General features: G+C 71.4%; 11 protein-coding genes and 1 pseudogene. 7 read left to right on the forward strand and 5 right to left on the reverse strand.

The genetic code is table 11. The annotated features are described in order from the left end of the window. Positions 1-332 precede the first annotated feature (332 nt). Positions 333-3164 carry a kelch repeat-containing protein gene (locus tag ACIQMX_RS17130; protein WP_402478771.1) on the forward strand — a complete coding sequence of 944 codons (2832 nt, stop codon included), beginning with the start codon at positions 333-335 and terminating at the stop codon, positions 3162-3164. Positions 3165-3360: 196 nt separating this feature from the next. Then, on the forward strand, positions 3361-7674 hold the full coding sequence (locus ACIQMX_RS17135) for a S8 family serine peptidase (RefSeq protein WP_402478774.1): 4314 nt from the start codon (positions 3361-3363) through the stop codon (positions 7672-7674). 198 nt (positions 7675-7872) lie between these two features. Here ACIQMX_RS17135 and ACIQMX_RS17140 read toward each other — a convergent pair whose 3' ends face one another. Next, positions 7873-8493, reverse strand: coding sequence for an L-threonylcarbamoyladenylate synthase (locus tag ACIQMX_RS17140; RefSeq protein ID WP_363073398.1), 621 nt, complete (start codon positions 8491-8493; stop codon positions 7873-7875). Positions 8494-8613: 120 nt separating this feature from the next. Further along, positions 8614-10074, reverse strand: coding sequence for an MFS transporter (locus ACIQMX_RS17145; RefSeq protein WP_402478776.1), 1461 nt, complete (start codon positions 10072-10074; stop codon positions 8614-8616). A gap of 179 nt (positions 10075-10253) precedes the next feature. Between ACIQMX_RS17145 and ACIQMX_RS17150 the strand changes: the two genes are divergently transcribed. Next, positions 10254-10700: a MarR family transcriptional regulator gene (locus tag ACIQMX_RS17150; RefSeq protein ID WP_363073394.1), complete on the forward strand. Its 447-nt coding sequence runs from the start codon at positions 10254-10256 to the stop codon at positions 10698-10700. A 75-nt stretch (positions 10701-10775) separates the two neighbouring features. Here the strand turns inward: ACIQMX_RS17150 and ACIQMX_RS17155 are convergent, their stop codons facing one another. Then, complete coding sequence (locus ACIQMX_RS17155; RefSeq protein WP_402478779.1) at positions 10776-12758, reverse strand: RICIN domain-containing protein; 1983 nt, start codon at positions 12756-12758, stop codon at positions 10776-10778. Positions 12759-12927: 169 nt separating this feature from the next. Between ACIQMX_RS17155 and ACIQMX_RS17160 the strand changes: the two genes are divergently transcribed. Then, on the forward strand, positions 12928-13764 hold the full coding sequence (locus ACIQMX_RS17160) for an alpha/beta fold hydrolase (RefSeq protein WP_402479409.1): 837 nt from the start codon (positions 12928-12930) through the stop codon (positions 13762-13764). Between the two features lie 66 nt (positions 13765-13830). Here the strand turns inward: ACIQMX_RS17160 and ACIQMX_RS17165 are convergent, their stop codons facing one another. Beyond that, the gene (locus tag ACIQMX_RS17165; protein ID WP_402478782.1) at positions 13831-15633 is read right to left on the reverse strand and encodes a flavin-containing monooxygenase; all 1803 of its coding nucleotides are present in this window, start codon (positions 15631-15633) and stop codon (positions 13831-13833) included. 163 nt (positions 15634-15796) lie between these two features. Between ACIQMX_RS17165 and ACIQMX_RS17170 the strand changes: the two are divergent. After that, positions 15797-16815, forward strand: a pseudogene (locus tag ACIQMX_RS17170) (SMP-30/gluconolactonase/LRE family protein). A gap of 21 nt (positions 16816-16836) precedes the next feature. On the opposite strand, the gene ACIQMX_RS17175 reads toward ACIQMX_RS17170, so the two are convergent. After that, positions 16837-17427 carry a helix-turn-helix domain-containing protein gene (locus tag ACIQMX_RS17175; protein WP_363073386.1) on the reverse strand — a complete coding sequence of 197 codons (591 nt, stop codon included), beginning with the start codon at positions 17425-17427 and terminating at the stop codon, positions 16837-16839. A gap of 347 nt (positions 17428-17774) precedes the next feature. Here ACIQMX_RS17175 and tdh point away from each other — a divergent pair, with 347 nt between their 5' ends. Both tdh and ACIQMX_RS17185 read left to right on the forward strand, forming a co-directional pair. Beyond that, positions 17775-18803: an L-threonine 3-dehydrogenase gene (gene tdh, locus ACIQMX_RS17180; protein ID WP_363073384.1), complete on the forward strand. Its 1029-nt coding sequence runs from the start codon at positions 17775-17777 to the stop codon at positions 18801-18803. 42 nt (positions 18804-18845) lie between these two features. Then, positions 18846-20039, forward strand: a complete 1194-nt coding sequence (locus ACIQMX_RS17185) for a glycine C-acetyltransferase (protein ID WP_363073382.1) — start codon at positions 18846-18848, stop codon at positions 20037-20039. Positions 20040-20118 lie beyond the last annotated feature (79 nt).

Consider the following 20118-nt stretch of genomic DNA (forward strand, 5'->3'; position numbering starts at 1 on the left):
CGGCCGGCAAGGGCCACTTTTCGCCAGTGGGGCACGGCCGGTCACCGGCCCGCGAGCTCGGGCGACGGCATCGCCGGCGCCGCTCTGGCCTGCATGCGCGACCCGTCCTCGGCTTCGCCGGCCCGCGCGGGCAAGGCGGCGGCGTGTGTCCGGTACACCACGGTATTTCGTCAACTCCCATCATCCATAGGGGCGTTGACAGTGCATGGGCAACTTCGGAAGGTGGGGCGCTCGTAGCTTGTCGGCAGTGATCCGTGGAGGCTCATGATGTCTGGCAGACGCCCGCGTACGACCAAGACGATCGCATGGTCGGTCCGTCCGGGAGCCCGGAGGTGAGGGCGCGGAGATGGCGGCGGTCCGCCAGGGCCGCGGTGGTCGGGTCGGTGGTCGCGGCGGTGGTTGCCGCGCTCGGCGTGGCAGGGCCCGCAGCACAGGCGTTCGAGCGGACCGTGCGGGTCCCGTCCTCTTCCGCCGACGTGCCGGCCGCCGCGGACACGTCGGTGGTGACCGGGAAGGTGAGCGACGGGTCCGGGCACGGCTGGCCGCTGTACGCGAAGATCACCGTGACGGGCGGGCCGGGTGGGGAGTTCCACACCGACCCGGTGACCGGGCGGTACGAGATCGCCCTGCCCGAGGGAGCTTCGTACCAGCTGAAGTTCGAGCCGGACTACCCCGGTTACGAGACGGTCACCCGCGACATCGACCTGGGCGCCGACGACGTCACCCGCGACGTCGGCGTCCCGGTCGACGCGAGCACCTGCACCGCGAACGGCTACCGCTACACGTACACCGCCGCCTTCGACGACGGAGCCCTGCCGGCGAACTGGACGGTCACCGATCTGTACGGCGACGGCGGGGTCTGGCGGTTCGACGACTCCCACAACCGGGGCAACCGCAGCGGCGGCGAAGGCGGGTTCGCGACCGCCGACAGCAACTACTTCGGGGCGGGCAACCGGCAGGACACCGTCCTGACCACCGCCGTGACGGACCTGGCCGCGTTCGAGGACCCGGTCATCGTGTTCAACCAGGACTTCTACTACCGCTCGGGCGAGGTCGCCGACGTCGACCTCAGTCTCGACGGTGGCCGGACCTGGACGAACGTGCTGCGGCAGACCGGCAACGTACGCGGGCCGCGCTTCACCACGATCCCGATCCCGCAAGCGGTCGGCGCCTCGCAGGCCCAGGTGAGGTTCCACTACTACAACGCCAACTTCGACGGCTGGTGGCAGCTGGACAACGTCGCCATCGGCGGGCGCACCTGCGACCCGACGGCAGGCGGCGCCTACCTGACCGGCAATGTCACCGACGCCAACACCGGCCTCGGCCTCGACAGAGCTCTGGTCGCGGCGGGCGAGGTGTCGGTGAAGACCGCGCCGACGCCCGACGACCCGGCCCTGCCCGACGGGTTCTACTCGATGTTCACCGAGAAGACCGGCACGCAGGACGTGACCGCGACTGCGGACGGCTACCTCCCGGCCACGGTGCAGACCGACGTCGGCGGCGTGACGCGGGCCGACTTCGGGGCGAAGGCGGGCCGCCTGGACGTGACACCCTCCGACGTCACCGCGCAGACCGAGCTCGGGGAGCGGAGCGAGACCCGTCCGATCACCGTCACCAACACCGGCACGGCGCCCGCCGAGGTGCGGCTCGGTGAGGGGCGCGACGGGTTCGTGATGCGCCGGGCCGACGGGGAGACCCTGACCCGGCATGCGATCGAGACCGCCGAGGGAGCGCCGCTCCAGCGGCTGGACGTGCCGGTGTCGCTGGCGGCCACCGGGAACGCCGACGGGGCCGCGGCGGTGGACGGGCCGAGCGCGGACCCGTGGACCGGCATCGCGGACTACCCGCAGAACATCATGGACAACCGGGTGGTGACGCTGGACGGGAAGATCTACTCGGTCGGCGGCAGCAACGGCAGCGGCGGCGGAGGCATCACCGCGGGCATGTGGGTGTACGACCCGGCCGCCCTGGTCTGGACGCGGGCGGCGCCGCTGCCGGAGGCCCGTGCCGGGATGACCGTCGGCGTGGTGGACGGCCGGATCGTCGCCGCGTCCGGCTGGGCGGCCGCCGGGCCGAGCGCCTCGACCTGGGTGTACGAACCGCTGGAGGACCGGTGGACCGCCGCCGCCGGGAATCCGGTGCCGCGTGCGGCGGCCGGCCAGGCGGTCCTCGACGGCAGGCTCTACGCGGTCGGCGGCTGCACGACCGCCGGCTGCACACCCACCGCGAGCGACGTCGTCGCCTACGACCCCGAGCAGGACACCTGGGAGACCCTCGCCGACTACCCGCTGGCCGTGGCCTTCCCGTCCTGCGGCGCGCTGGACGGCCAGGTGGTGTGCACCGGCGGCAATGACGGAACGGCCGCGACCAACCGGACGTACGCCTACGACCCGGACTCCGGTACCTGGAGCCGGCGCGCCGACGCCCCGTCCTCGGTCTGGGGCGCGAGCCACGCGGTGGCGGGCGGCGAACTGGTCGTCGCCTCCGGTGTGCAGGACGGCACGCTCTCCAACGCCGCCCACGCCTACGACCCCGCCACCGGCACCTGGCACGCGCTGCCGAACGCCGGCGCCGCCCGCTACCGGGGCGGCGCCGCGTGCGGCTTCTACAAGATCGGCGGGTCGACGAGCGGTTACAACGCCGGTCCGGTGAGCGAGATGCTCCCCGGGTTGGGCCAGTGCGACGCCGGCGAGCAGGACGCCGAGTGGATGTCCCTGGACAAGGCCGGGGCCACCCTGGCGCCCGGCGAGTCGCTGACGGTGCGGGTGACCATGGACGCGCGTGTCGACCAGCCGGGCACGTACAGCGGCTCGGTACGGATCCGCGAGAACACCCCCTACGCCACGCCGAGTCCGGTGCCGGTGACGATGACCGTCACCCCGCCGAGGTCCTGGGGCAAGCTCGTCGGCACGGTGAACGGGGTGGCCTGCGACGCCACCGAGGCACCGCTGCCGGGGGCCACGGTCACGGTCCGCTCGCCCCGTACGACGTGGACGTTCACCACCGGAGCCGACGGAGCGTACGCGCACTGGATCGACGGACGCGACAACCCCTTCGACGTCTACGCCTCGAAGGACGGCTACCGGCCCCAGGGGCGACAGGTCCGGATCAAGGGCCGTTCGCCGACCACGGCCGACTTCGACCTGGCCAGGGTCGGATGCTGACCCCGCCGGACGCCACGCCGACGGCGGGCATGCCCGGAACTCACGCGCTTCTCGTCCGTGGAGGACTCATGACGCCTGACAGACGGCCCGGTGCGGCCACGCCCCGGACGGCCCTGCGCAGGGACGGGGGCGTCCGATGCCCGTGACACCGAGGCGCAGGAGACGGGGACGTGCTGTCGTCGGCGTCCTCGTGGGGATGGCCGTCGCGGCCGCCGGCCTGGTCGCCGTACCCGCGGCGCAGGCCGCGCCGGCCAAGGACAGGATCCGGCCCGGCCTGTCGGCCGAGCTGGAGTCGGACGGCAAGGCGGACTTCTGGGTACGGTTCGACGACCGGGCCGATCTGTCGAAGGTGCGCGACGGCGACTGGGACCGGCGGGGCGCCGAGGTCGTCAAGCGGCTCCGGGCGACGGCCGCCGGATCGCAGGGCAGGGTGATCGCCGCCCTGGAGAAGGCCGGCGTCGACTACCGGTCGTTCTGGGCGACCAACGCGGTGTTCGTCGAGGACGGACCGCGGCAGCTGGCGCTCTCCCTCGCCGCCGAGGCCGGGGTGGACCAGCTGTGGCCGTCGCAGACGTACGGGAAGGTCGAGCCCGTCAAGGCGGCCGACGGCTCCACGCAGTCCGTCGAGTGGGGTCTTTCGGACATCGGCGCCGACAAGGTCTGGTCGGACCTCGGCGTGGACGGTGACGGGATCGTCATCGCGAGCATCGACTCGGGCGTGCAGTACGACCATCCGGCACTGGTCGGCCACTACCGGGGGAACAACGGCGACGGCACGTTCTCCCACGACTACAACTGGTTCGACGCCTCGCGCAACTGCGCCGGCGGCGTGCCGTGCGACACCAACGGGCACGGCACGCACACCATGGGCACGATGGTCGGCTCCGACGGCGGGGCGAACGAGATCGGCGTGGCGCCCGGCGCCAAGTGGATCACCGCCAACGGCTGCGCGACCTGCTCGGACGCGGATCTGGTCGCCTCCGGGGAGTGGATGCTGGCGCCGACCCGGACGGACGGCTCGGACGCCGACCCGTCGAAACGGCCCAACATCATCAACAACTCGTGGGGCACCGAGGTCCCGTCGAACGACCCGTTCATGGAGGACATCTCCGCGGCCTGGAGCGCGTCGGGGATCTTCGGCGTCTGGTCGAACGGCAACAACGGCTCCAGCTGCAAGAGTTCGGGGTCGCCGGGCAGCCGGACGGTCAACTACTCGGTCGGCGCCTACGACTCCGCCGACAGGATCGCGTCCTTCTCGTCCCGCGGCACCGGCCAGGACGGCAAGGTGAAGCCGGACATATCGGCGCCCGGCGTGAACGTGCGGTCATCGATTCCGGGCTCCGCCTACGGCACCGCCTCGGGAACCTCGATGGCGGCACCCCACGTCGCCGGCGCGATCGCGCTGCTCTGGTCCGCCGAGCCGTCGCTCGTCGGCGACATCGAGAGGACCAGGGACCTGCTGGACGACAGCGCCGTGGACACCGCAGACCCGCAGTGCGGCGGCACGGCCGACGACAACAACGTCTACGGAGAGGGCCGGCTGGACGCGCTGGCCCTGGTGCGCGCGGGTGACCCCGGGCCGACGGGCGTGCTGTCCGGGGACATCACCGACGAGGCCACCGGCGACCCGGTGCGCGGCGCGACGGTACGCGTCGTCGGCGGCACCGTGGACCGGACGCTGGGCCTCGACGACTCGGGCGGCTACCGGCTCGAAGTGCCGGTCGACTCATACGAGTTGACCGCGTCGGCCTTCGGGTACGCGACGCGGACCGCCACCGTCCAGGTCGATCAGGGCGCCACGCCGCGACAGTCGTTCGCGCTCACCGCGTACGACTCCTCCGCGGTCACCGGACGGGTCACCGACGGCTCCGGGCAGGGCTGGCCGCTCTACACCAAGATCACCGTGGCCGGCGTGCCGGACGGGGTGTACTACACCGACCCCGTGACCGGTGAGTACGCGATCAGCCTGCCGGAAGGCGCGTCGTACGAGCTCACGTTCCAGCCGGTCTACCCGGGTTACCGGACCGCGACCGAGGCGGTGGCGGTGGCGGTGGGAAGCGACGACGTGACGCGCGACGTCGACGCCAGGATCGACACGGCCCGGTGCTCCGTCGCCAACGGCTACCGCTACACGTACGAGGGAACCCACGCGGACTTCGACGACGGAGCGCTGCCCGCGGGCTGGTCGATCATCGACCACATCCACTCCGGCGGCGTGTGGGCGTTCGACGACCCGTTCCGGCGCGGCAACCACACCGGCGGCGACGGCAAGTTCGCCATGGTCGACAGCGACTACTACGACTACGAGGCCGACCAGGACACCTCGCTGGTCATGCCGGTGATGGACCTGACCGGGATCCAGGAGCCCGTCATCGGGTTCGACCAGGACTACAACAACTACCAGTCCGAGCTCGCGGACGTGGACCTGAGCCTCGACGGCGGGACCACCTGGACCAACGTGCTGCGGCAGACGGCCGACGTACGCGGCCCCCGCTTCACCTCGATCCCCATCCCGCAGGCGGCCGGCCGCAGCGACGTCCGCGTGCGCTTCCACTACTACAAGGCCAACTTCGACTGGTTCTGGCAGCTGGACAACGTGTTCGTGGGCACGCGGAGCTGTGACGCCGTCGAAGGCGGCGGCTACCTCGTCGGCAACGTCGACGACGCCAACACCGGCGCCGGGGTCAACGGCGCCGAGGTGACGGCGGACGGGGCGACGGTGAGGACGGTGGCCACGCCCGACGATCCGCGGCTGGCGGACGGGTTCTACTGGATGTTCGACAAGACCTCCGGCGGGCAGGACGCGACCGCGTCGGCGGACAACTACGCCGCGCACACCCGGCAGGTCGACGTCGGCGGTGTGACGGAGGCCGGCTTCTCCCTGAAGGCCGGCCGGCTGACGGTGGCACCGGGCGACGTGGCGGCGACCCTGGAACTGGGGGACCGCACCGCCACCCGCACCTTCGACGTCACCAACACCGGCACCGCGCCGGCCGAGGTGCGCTTCGGCGAGAGCGGCTCGGGGTTCGTGATGCAGAAGGCCGACGGGAGCACCCGGAGCCGGCAGCAGGCCGGGACGGACACCGGCGCCCCGGCACAACGGCTGGACATACCGGTGTCGCTGGCCGCGACCCCGGAGAGCAAGAGGACCGCGACGGCCGACGGCCCGACCGGCGACCCGTGGACCACGGTCACGAACTATCCGCACGGCATCATGGACAACCGGGTCGTGACGCTGGACGGGAAGATCTACTCGGTCGGCGGCAACACGGGCAGCGGCATGACGGCCGAAGTCCGGGTGTACGACCCGGCCACGCTGGCCTGGACCGAGGCGGCGCCGCTGCCCGCCGCGCGCTCCGCGATGACGGTCGGGGTCGTCAACGGCGAGATCGTGGCCGCGTCCGGCTGGGGCGCCAACGGCCCGCAGACCGACACCTGGATCTACGATCCGGCCGCGGACAAGTGGTCTCCCGGCGCGGGCAATCCGCTGCCGCGCTCGGCGGCCGGCCAGGCGGTGCTCGACGGAAAGCTGTACGCGGTGGGCGGCTGCACGACCGGCTCCTGCACGCCCACGTCGAACAGCGTGGTCGCCTACGATCCGGGCGCCGACACGTGGCACAGGCTGGCCGACTACCCGGTGTCGGTGGCGTTCGCCGCCTGCGGGGCCCTGGACGCCAAGGTCGTCTGCACCGGCGGCAACAGCGGCGAGGCCGCGACCGAGCGGACGTACGCCTACGACCCGGCCTCGGACTCCTGGAGCCGGCTCGCCGACGCCCCGGACGCCACCTGGGCGTCGAGCTACGCGGTGGCCGGCGGAGAGCTGATCGTGGCCGCCGGCGTGCACGCCGGAGCGGTGTCGAACGCGGGCTTCGCGTACAACCGGGCCACGGACACCTGGCGTCCGCTGCCCAACGCCAATACCGCCCGCTACCGGGGCGGCGCCGCATGCGGCTTCTACAAGATCGGCGGCGCGACCGGCGGCAGCAACGCCCTCCCGGAGAGCGAGATGCTGCCCGGGTTCGGCGACTGCGCCTCCGGTGCGACGGACATCGAGTGGATGTCGGTCGACCGGGGCCGTACCACGCTGGCGCCGGGTGAGACGGTCACGGTCAAGGTGACCGTCGACGCGCGGGTCGAGCAGCCGGGCGCGTACAGCAGCGCGGTGTCGATCCGGGAGGACACCCCGTACGCCCAGGCGCCGGTGGGGGTGGTGATGACCGTCAAACCGCCGAAGTCCTGGGGCAAGCTGACCGGAGTCGTGCGCGGTGTCGCGTGCGACGCGTCCAAGGCCCCGCTGGGCGGGGCCACGGTCGCGGTCGACGGGTCACAGGCGGCCTGGACGTTCGTCACGAAGGCCGACGGGGCGTACGCCCAGTGGATCGACCGACGCAACAACCCGCTGACGGTGATCGCCGCCAAGGACGGCTACCAGACGCTGGGGAAGGGGGCGAGGGTGTCCGGGCGGCAGACGACCACGGTCGACCTGGACCTGATGAGGGCCGACTGCTGACACCGCCCCGGTCCGTGGCCCGGACCTGAGCGGCAGGCACGCGCGTACCGGCCCCGGGCGGGTGAACCCGGAGGCCGGTACGCGTCGTCGGCCCGCCCGTGCGCATCCGGAGCACCACCGCATCCACCCGCCCGCCGGCCGGCCGGAGCGTCGCGGACCGCGGGCGGGCGCGCGCCGGGCAGGGGCCCTTCGGCCCGGCTACTCGAAGCGGGAGGGGTCGCCGGCTCCGCGTCGTACGATCTCCGGCTCGCCGCTGGAGAAGTCGATGACGGTGGTCGGCTCCGTGCCGCAGTCGCCCGAGTCGACGACGACGTCCACCTCGTGGTCGAGCCGTTCCTTGATCTCCCAGCCCTGGGTCATCGGCTCCTCCTCGTCGGGCAGGAGCAGGGTGCTGGAGAGCAGCGGCTCGCCGAGCTCCTCCAACAGGGCCTGGACGACGGCGTGGTCGGGGATGCGGACACCGACGGTCTTCTTCTTCGGGTGCAGCAGCTGGCGCGGCACCTCCTTCGTCGCCGGAAGGATGAAGGTGTACTGACCGGGTGTCGCGGCCTTGATGGCGCGGAACACGTCGTTGTCGATCTGTACGAACTGCCCGAGCTGGGCGAAGTTCTGGCACATGAGGGTGAAGTGGTGACGGTCGTCGAGATTGCGGATCGTGCGGATGCGGGAGATCCCGTCACGGCTGCCGAGCTGACACCCGAGGGCGTAGCAGGAGTCCGTCGGATACGCGACGAGTGACCCGGAGCGGATGCTTTCGGCCACGCCGGTGATGGTGCGCCGCTGGGGATTTTCGGGATGTACGTCGAAATACTTCGCCATCCGGCGAGTCTACGGCCGGGGCAGGGGCCGGTTCGAGGTAAAAGCGGGTTGTCCTGCCCCTGGGAGGGACAGGACAACCGTTTCGGGTGGTGAGGTTCCACTCAAACCTTTTCGGCCATGTCAGACCTTGGCGGTGGTGACCTCGGGTGCGGTGGGTGCCGTGGCGAGCGGATCCTTCTGGGCCGGTGACCGTACGGGGATGAGGACGGCGAGTGCCGCGGCGGCGAGGGCGACGACGCAGCCGATCAGCATCGCCGCGCGGAAGCCGCCTGCCGTCGTCAGGGCGTGGCCACCGAAGTCGGTGGTCATCTGGGCCATCACGACCCCGATGACGGCGGCGGCCAGGGAGCTGCCGATCGATCGCATCAGGGTGTTGAAGCTGTTGGCCGAGGCGGTCTCGGACTGCGGCACCGCGCCCATGATGAGGGCGGGCATGGCGCCGTAGGCGAAGCCGACGCCGGTGTTGCAGACGAGGGTCACGGCGAGCAGGCTCCAGGTGGAGCCGCCGTCGATCATCGGTACGGCGAGGCCGTAGCCGAGGGAGATGATCAGTGCGCCGACGGCGAGGGTGACCTTGGGGCCCTTGGCCGCGGAGACCTTGGCGCCGACGGGCGACATGGCCATCATCATCAGGCCGGACGGGGCCATCCACAGGCCCATGGCGAGCATCGACTGACCCAGGCCGTACCCCGTTGCCTCGGGGAGCTGGAACAGCTGGGGCACGACCAGGGACTGGGCGTACATGGAGAACCCGATCAGGATCGAGGCCGCGTTCGTCAGGAGGACCTGGGGGCGGGCGGTCACCCGCAGGTCGACCAGCGGGTCCTCGACGCGCAGTTCCCACCGGCCCCAGACGAGCAGCACGACGACCGCGGCGGCGAGCAGTCCGAGGGTGGTGCCGCTGCCCCAGCCCCAGTCGGCGCCCTTGGAGACGCCGAGGAGGAGGCAGACCAGGGCGATGCCCAGGCCGATGGCGCCGAGCACGTCGAAGCCCTGTGAGGCTCCGCTCTTCGCATCGACGGGAACGAGGAACCGGATCAGCACGGCGACGGCCAGGGACAGCGCGGCGACGACCCAGAACAGGACCCGCCAGCTGGAGTTCTCCGCGATGGCGGCCGCGAAGGGCAGGCCCAGCGCGCCGCCCACGCCCATGGAGGCGCTCATGACCGCGATGGAGGAACCGAGCTTCTCGGCAGGCACCACGTCACGCAGCAGGCTGATGCCCAGCGGCACCACGCCCATCCCGAGGCCCTGCAGTCCGCGGCCGACGATCATCGGGACGACCGAGGAGGACAGGGCGCAGACCACCGAACCGGCGACGAGCGGGGCCAGGGACGCGATGAGCATGCGCCGCTTGCCGAACATGTCGCCGAGGCGTCCGGCGACGGGCGTGGCCACGGCCGCGGCGAGCAGCGTCGCGGTGATGACCCAGGACGCGTTCGACGAGGAGGTGCCGAGGATCTTCGGAAGTTCCGCGATCAGTGGCACCACCAGGGTCTGGGTGATCGCGGCCACGATGCCCGCGAAGGCGAGGATGCCGACGACGCCGCCTGCGCGGGCCGTGGGGTGGGGTGTGTCCACGCGTACGTACTCCTGGTTCCGACGGGGCCATGGCGGGATGCGCCATGCATTGCCTATGCACCATACATGAGAAGTGTATGATGCACATCAAGTGCATGATGCATAGCTGTGGTATATATGTACAAAAGAGGTCGCCCGCCCTGCGGGGAGGCGAGCCCGGCAGTCGAAGGAAGCCTCGCGTGGACATGCCTGTGGACCGGATCGAGTTCGAGACGATGCTGCTCGGGCGGCATATGAGTCTGCTGACCTCGCGGGGCGGCGGGCGGCTCGACCGGAGCGCCTACATCCTCCTCAGCCGTATCCGGGCCGAGGGTCCGATGTCCATCGGTCAGCTCCGGGACGCCTTCGGCCTCGACACCTCCACGCTGAACCGGCAGACCGCGGCGATGCTCCGGGTCGGAGTCGTCGAGCGCATCCCCGACCCGGACGGCGGGATCGCCCGGAAGTTCGCCATCACGGCCGAGGGCGAGCACCGGCTGGACAAGGACCGCGCCGAGAACCGGGAGGGGCTTCAGCGGGTACTGGCCGAGTGGACCCCGCAGGAGGCGGCCCAGCTCGCGGACGTACTCGCGCGTCTCAACCGTGACATCGAGCGCCTCGACGGGCGGCCCTGGCCGAGGGGCTGAGCGGGACGGCCGTGACGCGAACGGGGCCGGGCGCCTTTCCCGGCGCCCGGCCCCGCCCCGTGTGCCGCGGTCCGGTCAGGACAGCTTGGTGAAGGCCCAGGTCTGGACCGCGGTGGTGGAGGGTGCCTGCTGGGTGAGCGGCGCCCCGTTCGTGGTGGAGGCCGCGGTGAGGAGGAGTCCGCTGGACTTGCTCGTCAGGCGGTAGCCCCCGGTCGCGGGTGTGGCGGTCCAGCGCTGGTTCGCGTCGCCGCTGCACGCCCACTGGTCGATGGCGGCTCCCGCCGTCTTCGCGTTCCGGTAGACCTCGGCGCACAGGCCGCTGGTCACGTTCTTCAGGGTGTACGTGCCGTCGGTGTTGGCCGTGACGTCCCACTTCTGGTTGTCGCCGCCGTTCCAGAGCCAGCCGACCAGCTGGGTGCCCTGGGCCGTGGAGTGCGCCGGTACGTCGATCGCCTGGGTGCCGGCGGAGATCCGGTTGATCCCGGCCGTCGGCCCCGTCGGCTTCACACACGTGGTGGACGACTGGTGAGCGCCGCGGTCGGGTACGCAGCCGGCGGTGACCGGGCCGCCGAAGTAGTCGCGTACGCCCGCGTTCGGTACGACCGCGCCGTTGGCCAGGGCGGAGGAACCCGCCCGGAGCCGGTAGCCGTCGGCGTCCGTGCGTGAGGTGGCCGTGCCGGGGGCCGTCAGCTTCGGGTCGGCCGTCACCTTGCGGGCGTCGGCCGGCTCGCCGGCCGGGTGGGTGCCGTAGAAGACGTTGGCGTCGTAGCCGAGGCCGGCGGCGTTGACGTAGCTCGCGCCGTCCGTCGCCACGTGGAAGACGTTGTTGGTGAACGTGGCGTTCGCCGCCGTCGAGCCGTTCGAGTTGCTGATGATCTCGACCGGCTTGGCTAGGTAGAAGGTGTTGTTGTAGATCTGCGTGTTGGCCGTCTTCGCGCAGACCATGTCGAAGAGCTGGCCGCCGTCGTTCTGGCTGATGTTGTACCGGACGACGTTGTCCGCGGTCGTCGACCCGCCGCCGTTGCACAGGAGGATGAAGCCACCCTCGTTGTCGTGGCTGTAGTTGTACTGGTAGACGGTGTGGATGTTGGCCTCGTCCAGGTCGAGCCCCTGCCCGTCGCAGGTGCTCTTTCCGCCGCTCACCTCGTTGAACTGGTACAGCGTGTCCTGGGTGTTCCATCCCCAGAGCCCGGCCGCGCAGTGCGCGGGCTCGCGCTCACGGAAGCCGTCGACCTTGTTGTACTCGAGGAGCGCGCCCTCGGTGTGGTGGGGGACGATCGCGTCGCCGCCGATGTCGGAGACGGTGTTCCCGCGGATGACGACCCGCGTCTGAGGAGTCCAGGCCCCGCAGGTCGTCCCGCAGTTGGCGTTGTTGAGCTCGGGGCGCTGCATCCAGCGGGTCCAGAAGTGGATGCCGTAACGGTCCACGGCCCGCACGGTGTTGCCCGTGAGGACGACGTCGTCGAACTTCGTGGGCGTCGTGTTGCCCAGGACCTCGAAGAAGATCCCGGCGCTGGCGTCGTCGTCCTTCTTGGTCTGGTTCCCGTTGACGTCATGGACGTCGAGGTCCGTGAGCCGGTAATAGGTGCCGGCGCCCGAGTCGGTCCTGGTGATGTGGACACCGCGCCGGGTCGCCGCGGCCGCCCCCTTGTTGGAGATGTCCAGGTTGCGGATCTCCCAGTACTGCTGGTCCGCGAGCCTTACGACGTCGGTGACCTGCCCGGCGCCGACGAGTGCGGGCTTGGCGCCCGTGCCGTACGCGTCGACCACGACCGGTGCTCCGGCGGAGCCCGAGCCCTTGGGGGAGAGCGTCTGGCCGGTGCAGGCGGAGCCGCGCCTGAGGAGGATCGAGTCGCCCGGCTGGAAGGTGTGGGCGTTCACGGGAGCCAGCGCGTTCCAGGGGGCGGCCGGGGTTCCGTCGCCGGCGGCGGCCGCGCCGCAGTCGACGTAGAAGGACTGCGGGGCGGCGGGCTGTGCCGCTGTGGTGGGGGCCGCGGTCAGAAGCGATGCCAGCGGTAGCGACAGGGCCGAGAGGAGCAGGGTTCGTCTTCCGGGCATGGAGCAACTCCATATTCTCTGAAAACGGACAGCAGACGTCTGACGCCTGCTCACATTAGGGAGCGATAACGTCAGTGGTCAAGACCTGTCCATGTCAAAGGAGGGGTGTGTGAGCCGCCCCGGGTACGGTGGGGCGACCACTCCGGGACCCGCTGAAGAGGACTACCGCATGGCCGAGTTGGAGCTCTCCGCAGGCGTCGTGACGTACGGGGACACCGGCGGGGACGGGCCGGTCGTGGTCCTGCTCCACGGCGTGGCCATGGACGGGTCGCTGTGGCGGCACGTCGTCGCCGGCCTGCGGGAGGACTACCGGTGCATCGTGCCGACGCTGCCGCTCGGCGGTCACCGGCGGCCGATGCGGCCCGACGCGGACCTGTCGGTCCTCGGTGTGGCCCGGCTGGTCGCGGAGTTCCTCGAAGCGCTCGGCCTCACCGACGTGACCCTGGTCATGAACGACTGGGGCGGCGCGCAGGCCCTGGTCGCGGACGGCCGGGACCAGCGGATCGGCAGGCTGGTCATCACCTCCTGCGAGGCGTTCGACAACTTCCCGCCCGGCCTGCCCGGCAGCAACCTGTACGCCTCCGCCCGGATGCCCGGCGGCCTGAAGGCGGCCTTCGCGCTGCTGAGGATCAAGCCGATGCGGCGGCTGCCGATGACCTGGGGCCGGATGAGCAAGCGGCCGGTACCCGACGCGGTGATGGACGCCTGGTTCCGGCCGCTGTGGACCTCCCGGGAGATCCGCCGTGACCTCGGGAAGTACGTCCTGGGCGTGCCGCCGAAGGCCGAACTCCTGTGCTGGGCCGAGGCGCTGAGCAGCTTCGACCGCCCGGCGCTCGTCGTCTGGGCCTCGGAGGACCGGGTCATGCCGCCCGAGCACGGGCGCCGGCTGGCCGGCCTGCTGCCCAAGGGCGAGCTGGTGGAGGTCGCGGACAGCTACACCCTGATCCCGGAGGACCGGCCGGAGGAACTCGTCCGGCATCTGCGGGAGTTCCTCCGGGACCGATGAGGGCCGGGGCCTCTCGTCCGGATCATGCCGGGCTTGCGGGGGCCAGCCTGATCCGGACGGAAGGCCCTACACGCTGAGGACCTCGTCCAGGGATTCCTCGCGCCAGCGGCGCAGGAGTTGATGGAAGGCGGTGGCGCCGTGCGGGTAGGCGTTCGGGCCGTTGGGGCGGCCGCGGCCTTCGCGGTTGTAGTAACCGGGAGTGCACGCGGCGTGGAACCACTCGTGATCCGGGGCACCCTGCGCCATGGTGGCCAGCCAGGCGTCCTCGGCCTCGCGGGAGGGTTCCAGGAGCGCGCCCCGGTCCTCGGCGGCCGCGACGAGGGCGGCGGCGTGCACGGCCTGCTCGTCGAGGATGTGCGTGTAGTTGACGCTGCTCGCGTTCTGCAGTGAACCCATCTGGACCAGATTCGGGAAGCCGTTGCAGGTGAAGCCGTGGAGGCTGCGGATTCCGTGCCGCCCCCACGCGTGCAGCAGCTGGGTGCCTCCCCGGCCGTGGACGGGCAGCCTTCCGGAGAGGACGCCGGAGGTGCCGACGGAGAAACCGGTGGCGAAGATCAGGCAGTCGAGTGCGTAGGCGGCGCCGCCCACCACGACGCCGTCCTCGGTGACGCGTTCGATGCCGTGGGTGTCCGCGGTGTCCACCAGGGTGACGTTGCCGCGGTTGAACGCCGGGTAGTACAGGTCGGAGAAGGTGGGGCGCTTGCAGGCGTACCGGTACCAGGGCTTGAGCGCCTCGGCCGTCACCGGGTCCGTGACCGTCCGCTCGACGCGGGTCCGCACCTCGTTCATCTTGACGGCGTCGGCCACCTCGTAGGCGGCTTCGAAGTCCGCCCGGTCGTCGGGACGGTGGAAGCTCGGCAGCAGTTTCTCCAGCAGCGCGGCCGACGACGTCCACCCGTCCGCCACGAGGTCCTCGCCCGGCGCCTCGCCCGAGACGATCCGCAGGAAGTTCTCTCGCCGCGCGCCGGCCCAGCCCTCGCGGTCCGCGCCGACGTCGGCGGCCGTGGTGCGGCGATTGCCTCGCACGTCGACCGTGGAGGGTGTGCGCTGGAAGACGTAGACGTGCCCGGCGTCCTCGGCAAGCCTCGGAATGACCTGCACGCCGGTGGCGCCGGTGCCGACGACCCCCACGCGCTTGTCCGCCAGTCCTGTCAGGGCGCCTTCGGGGGAGCCGCCGGTGTAGGCGTAGTCCCAGCGGGAGGTGTGGAAGGTGTGCCCCGCGAACGTCTCGATGCCGGGTATGCCCGGCAGCTTCGGGTCGGACAGGGTGCCGGTGGCGGTCACGACGTACGTCGCCCGGAACACGTCACCGCGATCCGTCGTCACGACCCAGCTGCGGGAGCCCTCCTCCCAGTGCAGAGCGGTGACGGTGGTCGAGAACAGGGCGTCCGAGCAGAGGTCGTACTTCTGCGCGATGCGTACCGCGTGACGCCGGATCTCCTCTCCCGGGGCGTACTTCCACCGCGGTACGTATCCGGTCTCGTCGAGCATCGGCAGGTAGACGTGGGACTCGATGTCGCAGTGGATCCCGGGGTACCGGTTCCAGTACCAGGTGCCGCCGAAGCCGCCGGCGGTGTCGATGACGCGGACGTGTTCCACGCCCCGCTGCCGCAGCCGTGCCCCGGCGAGGATGCCGCCGAACCCGCCGCCGACGACGGCGACGTCGACGGTGTCGCGCAACGGCTCGCGGTCGGCCCGCGCCTGCGCGTACGGGTCGGCGGCGTAGAAGCCGAACTCCGCTTCGGTGGCCCGGTACTGGCGGGGGCCGTCGGGCCGCACGCGCCGCTCGCGCTCGTGGTGGTAGCGCCGGCGCAGCGCGGCGAGTTCGTCGGGGGCCGGTGTCCGGGGCGGCGTCTGAGGCGGCGTCATGTGGAGGGCCTCGTCCTCTCTTCGTCGGTCGTGCGTCTGTCCGTCGGGGAGGCCGAACTGCCATGGAAGCGGGCGGCCTTGCGCACCGTAACAACAACCGGACAGTGTTGTCCGGTTAGGGTGCTGAGGCACGTCGATCTTCGGACAGGAAGAGGACCCCCCCATGCGACGACTCCCGAACCGTTCACCGGCCGTGCTCGCCACGCTCGTTGCCCTGGCCCTGACCGGGTGCGGCAGTCAGACGACGCTCCCGGCGGGGAGGCTCAGTCCCGGGCTCCGGGCGGGACCGTGACCGCCCGTGAGTTCATGCGGCTGACCTCGGTGCACCAGGAGACCGGGATGACTCTGCTGGAGGGCCCGGTCTTCGGGGCGGACGGCGGACTGAACGTCGTCGATGTCACCGCGCCCGCCGGGAAGCCGAAGGTGCTGCGCGTCGATGTCCGGAAGAAGACGGTGCGCACGCTCTTCACCGACAGCCGGGGCGCCTACACCTCGGCGCAGTTCAGCCCGTACGACGGACGGCTCTATCTGACCGACATCTCCCACGGCGAGATCGTCTCCCTGGCTCCGGACGGCGGCGACCGGCGGACCTTCTTCGCCGGCGAGGTCGACGGCGCCCGGATGCAGCCCGACGACATCGCCTTCGACCCGGAAGGCCGTCTGTACGTCAGCGACGCCCTCGGCATGGCCGAGGGCGAGCCACGCGGACGCGTGGTGCGCGTCGGCCGTGACGGCGGCGACGCCACCGTCCTGGCCGGCGGTCTCGCCGCGACGAACGGCATCTCGTTCGACGTGGACCACCGAGGGCTGTGGATCAGCGAGCTGACGGAGAACCGCATCTCCTACCTCCCCGTCGAGCAGCGGCCCGGAATCGCCGGCCGGCACACGGCCGTCCGCGTCGACGCAGGCATCGCCCAGACCGACTCGATCGCCGTGGACGCCGACGGAAACCTGTACCAGGCGCTGCACGGCCGGGCCGCGATGGCCGTGTACAGCAAGTACGGCGAACGCCTGGCGACGGTGGAGGTCCCGGCCCGCACCGAAGGGCTGGAGTCGGCGACCAACGTGGCGATCACGCCCGGCGGGACCAAGGCGTACATGACGGTCAGCGGACCCGCCGGCGGGTACCTGTACACGTTCGACGCGCTCGCGAAGGGTATCCGGCAGTCCAACGGCGGCTGACCCCGTGGCCGCTCGCTCCTGTCACTCCTGGAACGGCCGCACCGGCCCCACCGTGACGCCGAGCAGGTCCCAGGCCGCCAGCGCCCGGTGCTCGCGCTTCTCGTGGGTGGGGCCGGCGACGGCTCCGGAGACCATGGAGACGGCGAGCATGAGATCGCCCGGCGCATCCAGCCGGTGGCCCGGCGGCAGGCACTGCCGGAGGGCGCGTTCGACCCGGTCGTGCAGGTCCCGGGCGAACGTGCGGGTGTGCGGGTGGCCGCCGCTCGCCTCGTCGGCGTGCAGGAGGCTGATGAAGGCCGCCGACTGGGTGAGGTGCCAGGTCAGAACTCCGAGGATGCCGGCGAGGGCGGTGCCTTCGGCGGCCGTCCGCTCGATCTGGCGAACGTTCTCCTCCAGGACCGCGGCCGCGATGGCCTCCCGGTCCGGGAAGTGCCGGTACAGGACGGCCTGCCCGACTCCGGCCCGGCGTGCGATCCCGGAGAGCGGGGCGTCCAGACCCTGCGAGGCGTAGATCTCCCGGGCGGCGGAGATCAGGGCGGCCCGGTTGCCGGCGGCGGCCTTCGGCCCCCGGTTGGCCGGCCTCCGCGCGGCCGCCGTGGGGTGCTGGGTCATCCGGTCAGGGTAACGGGCGGCGACCGGGCCCCGGCCGCGCCGCTTGCGCCCCGCCCCGGTCCTCGCCCCGCCCGCGTCCCCGCCGCCGTCCGCCGAACGGAGCAGGCGGACCTCACGCCCGTACGGCGGGGCGTGAAGCCAAGCTGCGGGCGCGCTTAAGAAAACCTCGATGGACCTGGGGCGCGGGGTACGGCAGATTGCTCCGTGACGGCGGAGGATGGTGCGCGGCAGCCGGTCGTACGCGCTGCCACGCAGTCCCTCTCATACTTCCCCGGGCCGCAGGCTTCCTTCGGCATGCCCCCGGCCCGGGGACATCAACGCCGCACCAGGTACAGGGAGCCGCAGCCGTGAAGGCACTCGTGAAGCAGAAGGCCGAGCCGGGACTCTGGCTGATGGACGTGCCCGAACCGGAGACCGGCCCCTCCGATGTGCTGATCAAGGTGCTCCGCACCGGCATCTGCGGCACCGACCTGCACATCCGCAACTACGACGGGTGGGCCCAGCAGGCCATCACGACCCCGCTCGTCCTCGGCCACGAGTTCGTCGGCGAGGTCGCGGCGATCGGCTCCGACGTCGTCGACATCGCCGTCGGGGACCTGGTCAGCGGCGAGGGCCACCTGGTGTGCGGCAAGTGCCGCAACTGCCTGGCCGGACGCCGCCACCTCTGCCGCTCCACGCTGGGACTCGGCGTCGGACGCGACGGGGCCTTCGCCGAGTACGTCGCCCTGCCCGCGTCCAACGTGTGGGTCCACCGGGTCCCCGTCGACCTGGACATCGCCGCGATCTTCGACCCGTTCGGCAACGCCGTGCACACCGCACTGTCGTTCCCGCTGGTCGGCGAGGACGTCCTGATCACCGGCGCCGGCCCGATCGGCATCATGGCCGCCGCCGTCGCCAAGCACGCGGGCGCCCGCAACGTCATGATCACCGACGTCAGCGAGGCCCGTCTGGAGCTCGCCCGCAAGGTCGGCGTCAGCCTCGCCCTAGACGTCCGCGAGCAGACCATCGCCGACGGCCAGCGGGAGCTCGGGCTGCGCGAGGGGTTCGACATCGGCCTGGAGATGTCCGGCCGCCCCGAGGCGATGCGCGACATGATCGCGAACATGACGCACGGCGGCCGCATCGCGATGCTCGGACTGCCGTCCGAGGAGTTCGCCGTCGACTGGTCCCGGATCGTCACCTCCATGATCACGGTCAAGGGCATCTACGGCCGCGAGATGTACGAGACCTGGTACGCCATGTCCGTCCTGCTGGAGGGCGGTCTCGACCTCGCCCCCGTCATCACCGGCCGGTACGGCTACCGCGACTTCGAGGCGGCCTTCGACGACGCGGCGAGCGGACTCGGTGGCAAGGTCATCCTCGACTGGACCGTCTGACACCGGATCGCCCGACCATCCGAAACCCCTAAGGAATCCCGCATGTTCGACTCCGTACGCGACGATCTGCGCACCACGCTCCAGGAGATCGAGGCCGCCGGGCTGCACAAGCCCGAGCGCGTCATCGGTACCCCGCAGTCCGCGACCGTGGCCGTCACCGCGGGCGGCCGCCCCGGTGAGGTGCTGAACTTCTGCGCCAACAACTACCTGGGTCTCGCCGACCACCCCGACGTGATCGCCGCCGCGCACGAGGCGCTGGACCGCTGGGGCTACGGCATGGCGTCCGTCCGCTTCATCTGCGGCACCCAGGAGGTCCACAAGGAGCTCGAGCAGCGGCTCTCCTCCTTCCTGGGCCAGGAGGACACGATCCTCTACTCCTCCTGCTTCGACGCCAACGGCGGAGTCTTCGAGACGGTCCTCGGCCCGGAGGACGCGGTCATCTCCGACGCCCTCAACCACGCCTCGATCATCGACGGCATCCGCCTGTGCAAGGCCAAGCGCTTCCGCTACGCCAACCGCGACATGGCCGACCTGGAGAAGCAGCTCAAGGAGGCGTCCGGGGCCCGGCGCCGTCTCGTCGTCACCGACGGCGTCTTCTCCATGGACGGTTACGTCGCCCCGCTGCGCGAGATCTGCGACCTCGCCGAGCGCTACGACGCCATGGTCATGGTCGACGACTCGCACGCCGTCGGCTTCGTCGGCCCCGGCGGCCGCGGAACTCCCGAGCTGCACGACGTGATGGACCGCGTCGACATCATCACCGGCACGCTCGGCAAGGCGCTCGGCGGCGCGTCCGGCGGCTACGTGGCCGCCCGGGCCGAGATCGTGGCGCTGCTGCGCCAGCGCTCGCGCCCGTATCTCTTCTCCAACTCGCTCGCCCCGGTCATCGCCGCGGCCTCCCTGAAGGTCATCGACCTGCTGGAGTCCGCCGGAGACCTGCGCGAGCAGCTCAACGCCAACACCGCGCTCTTCCGTGACCGGATGACCGAGGAAGGCTTCGACGTCCTGCCCGGCGACCACGCCATCGCCCCCGTGATGATCGGGGACGCGGCGAAGGCAGGCCGGATGGCGGAGCTGCTCCTGGAGCGCGGTGTGTACGTGATCGGGTTCTCGTACCCGGTCGTCCCGCAGGGCGCGGCCCGCATCCGCGTCCAGCTCTCCGCCGCGCACTCCACCGCGGACGTGAACCGGGCGGTCGACGCCTTCGTCGACGCGCGGGCGGCGCTGGGGGAGTAGGGCCTCTCGTCCGGATCGTGCGGGGCTCGCGGGGCCGGGCCGGACGTGACTTCGCGGACACGACCTGGGCGCGCGCCCC

The sequence above is a fragment of the Streptomyces sp. NPDC091416 genome, from assembly GCF_044756845.1.
Lineage (GTDB): Bacteria > Actinomycetota > Actinomycetes > Streptomycetales > Streptomycetaceae > Streptomyces.

Bases quoted from the DNA above. Each gene is read 5' to 3' on its own strand.
- ACIQMX_RS17135 (WP_402478774.1), top strand. From the start codon at position 3,361: ATGGCCGTCGCGGCCGCCGGCCTGGTCGCCGTACCCGCGGCGCAGGCC.
- ACIQMX_RS17140 (WP_363073398.1), bottom strand. From the start codon at position 8,493: ATGGCGAAGTATTTCGACGTACATCCCGAAAATCCCCAGCGGCGCACC.
- ACIQMX_RS17155 (WP_402478779.1), bottom strand. From the start codon at position 12,758: ATGCCCGGAAGACGAACCCTGCTCCTCTCGGCCCTGTCGCTACCGCTG.
- ACIQMX_RS17160 (WP_402479409.1), top strand. From the start codon at position 12,928: ATGGCCGAGTTGGAGCTCTCCGCAGGCGTCGTGACGTACGGGGACACC.
- ACIQMX_RS17165 (WP_402478782.1), bottom strand. From the start codon at position 15,633: ATGACGCCGCCTCAGACGCCGCCCCGGACACCGGCCCCCGACGAACTC.
- ACIQMX_RS17175 (WP_363073386.1), bottom strand. From the start codon at position 17,427: ATGACCCAGCACCCCACGGCGGCCGCGCGGAGGCCGGCCAACCGGGGG.
- ACIQMX_RS17185 (WP_363073382.1), top strand. From the start codon at position 18,846: ATGTTCGACTCCGTACGCGACGATCTGCGCACCACGCTCCAGGAGATC.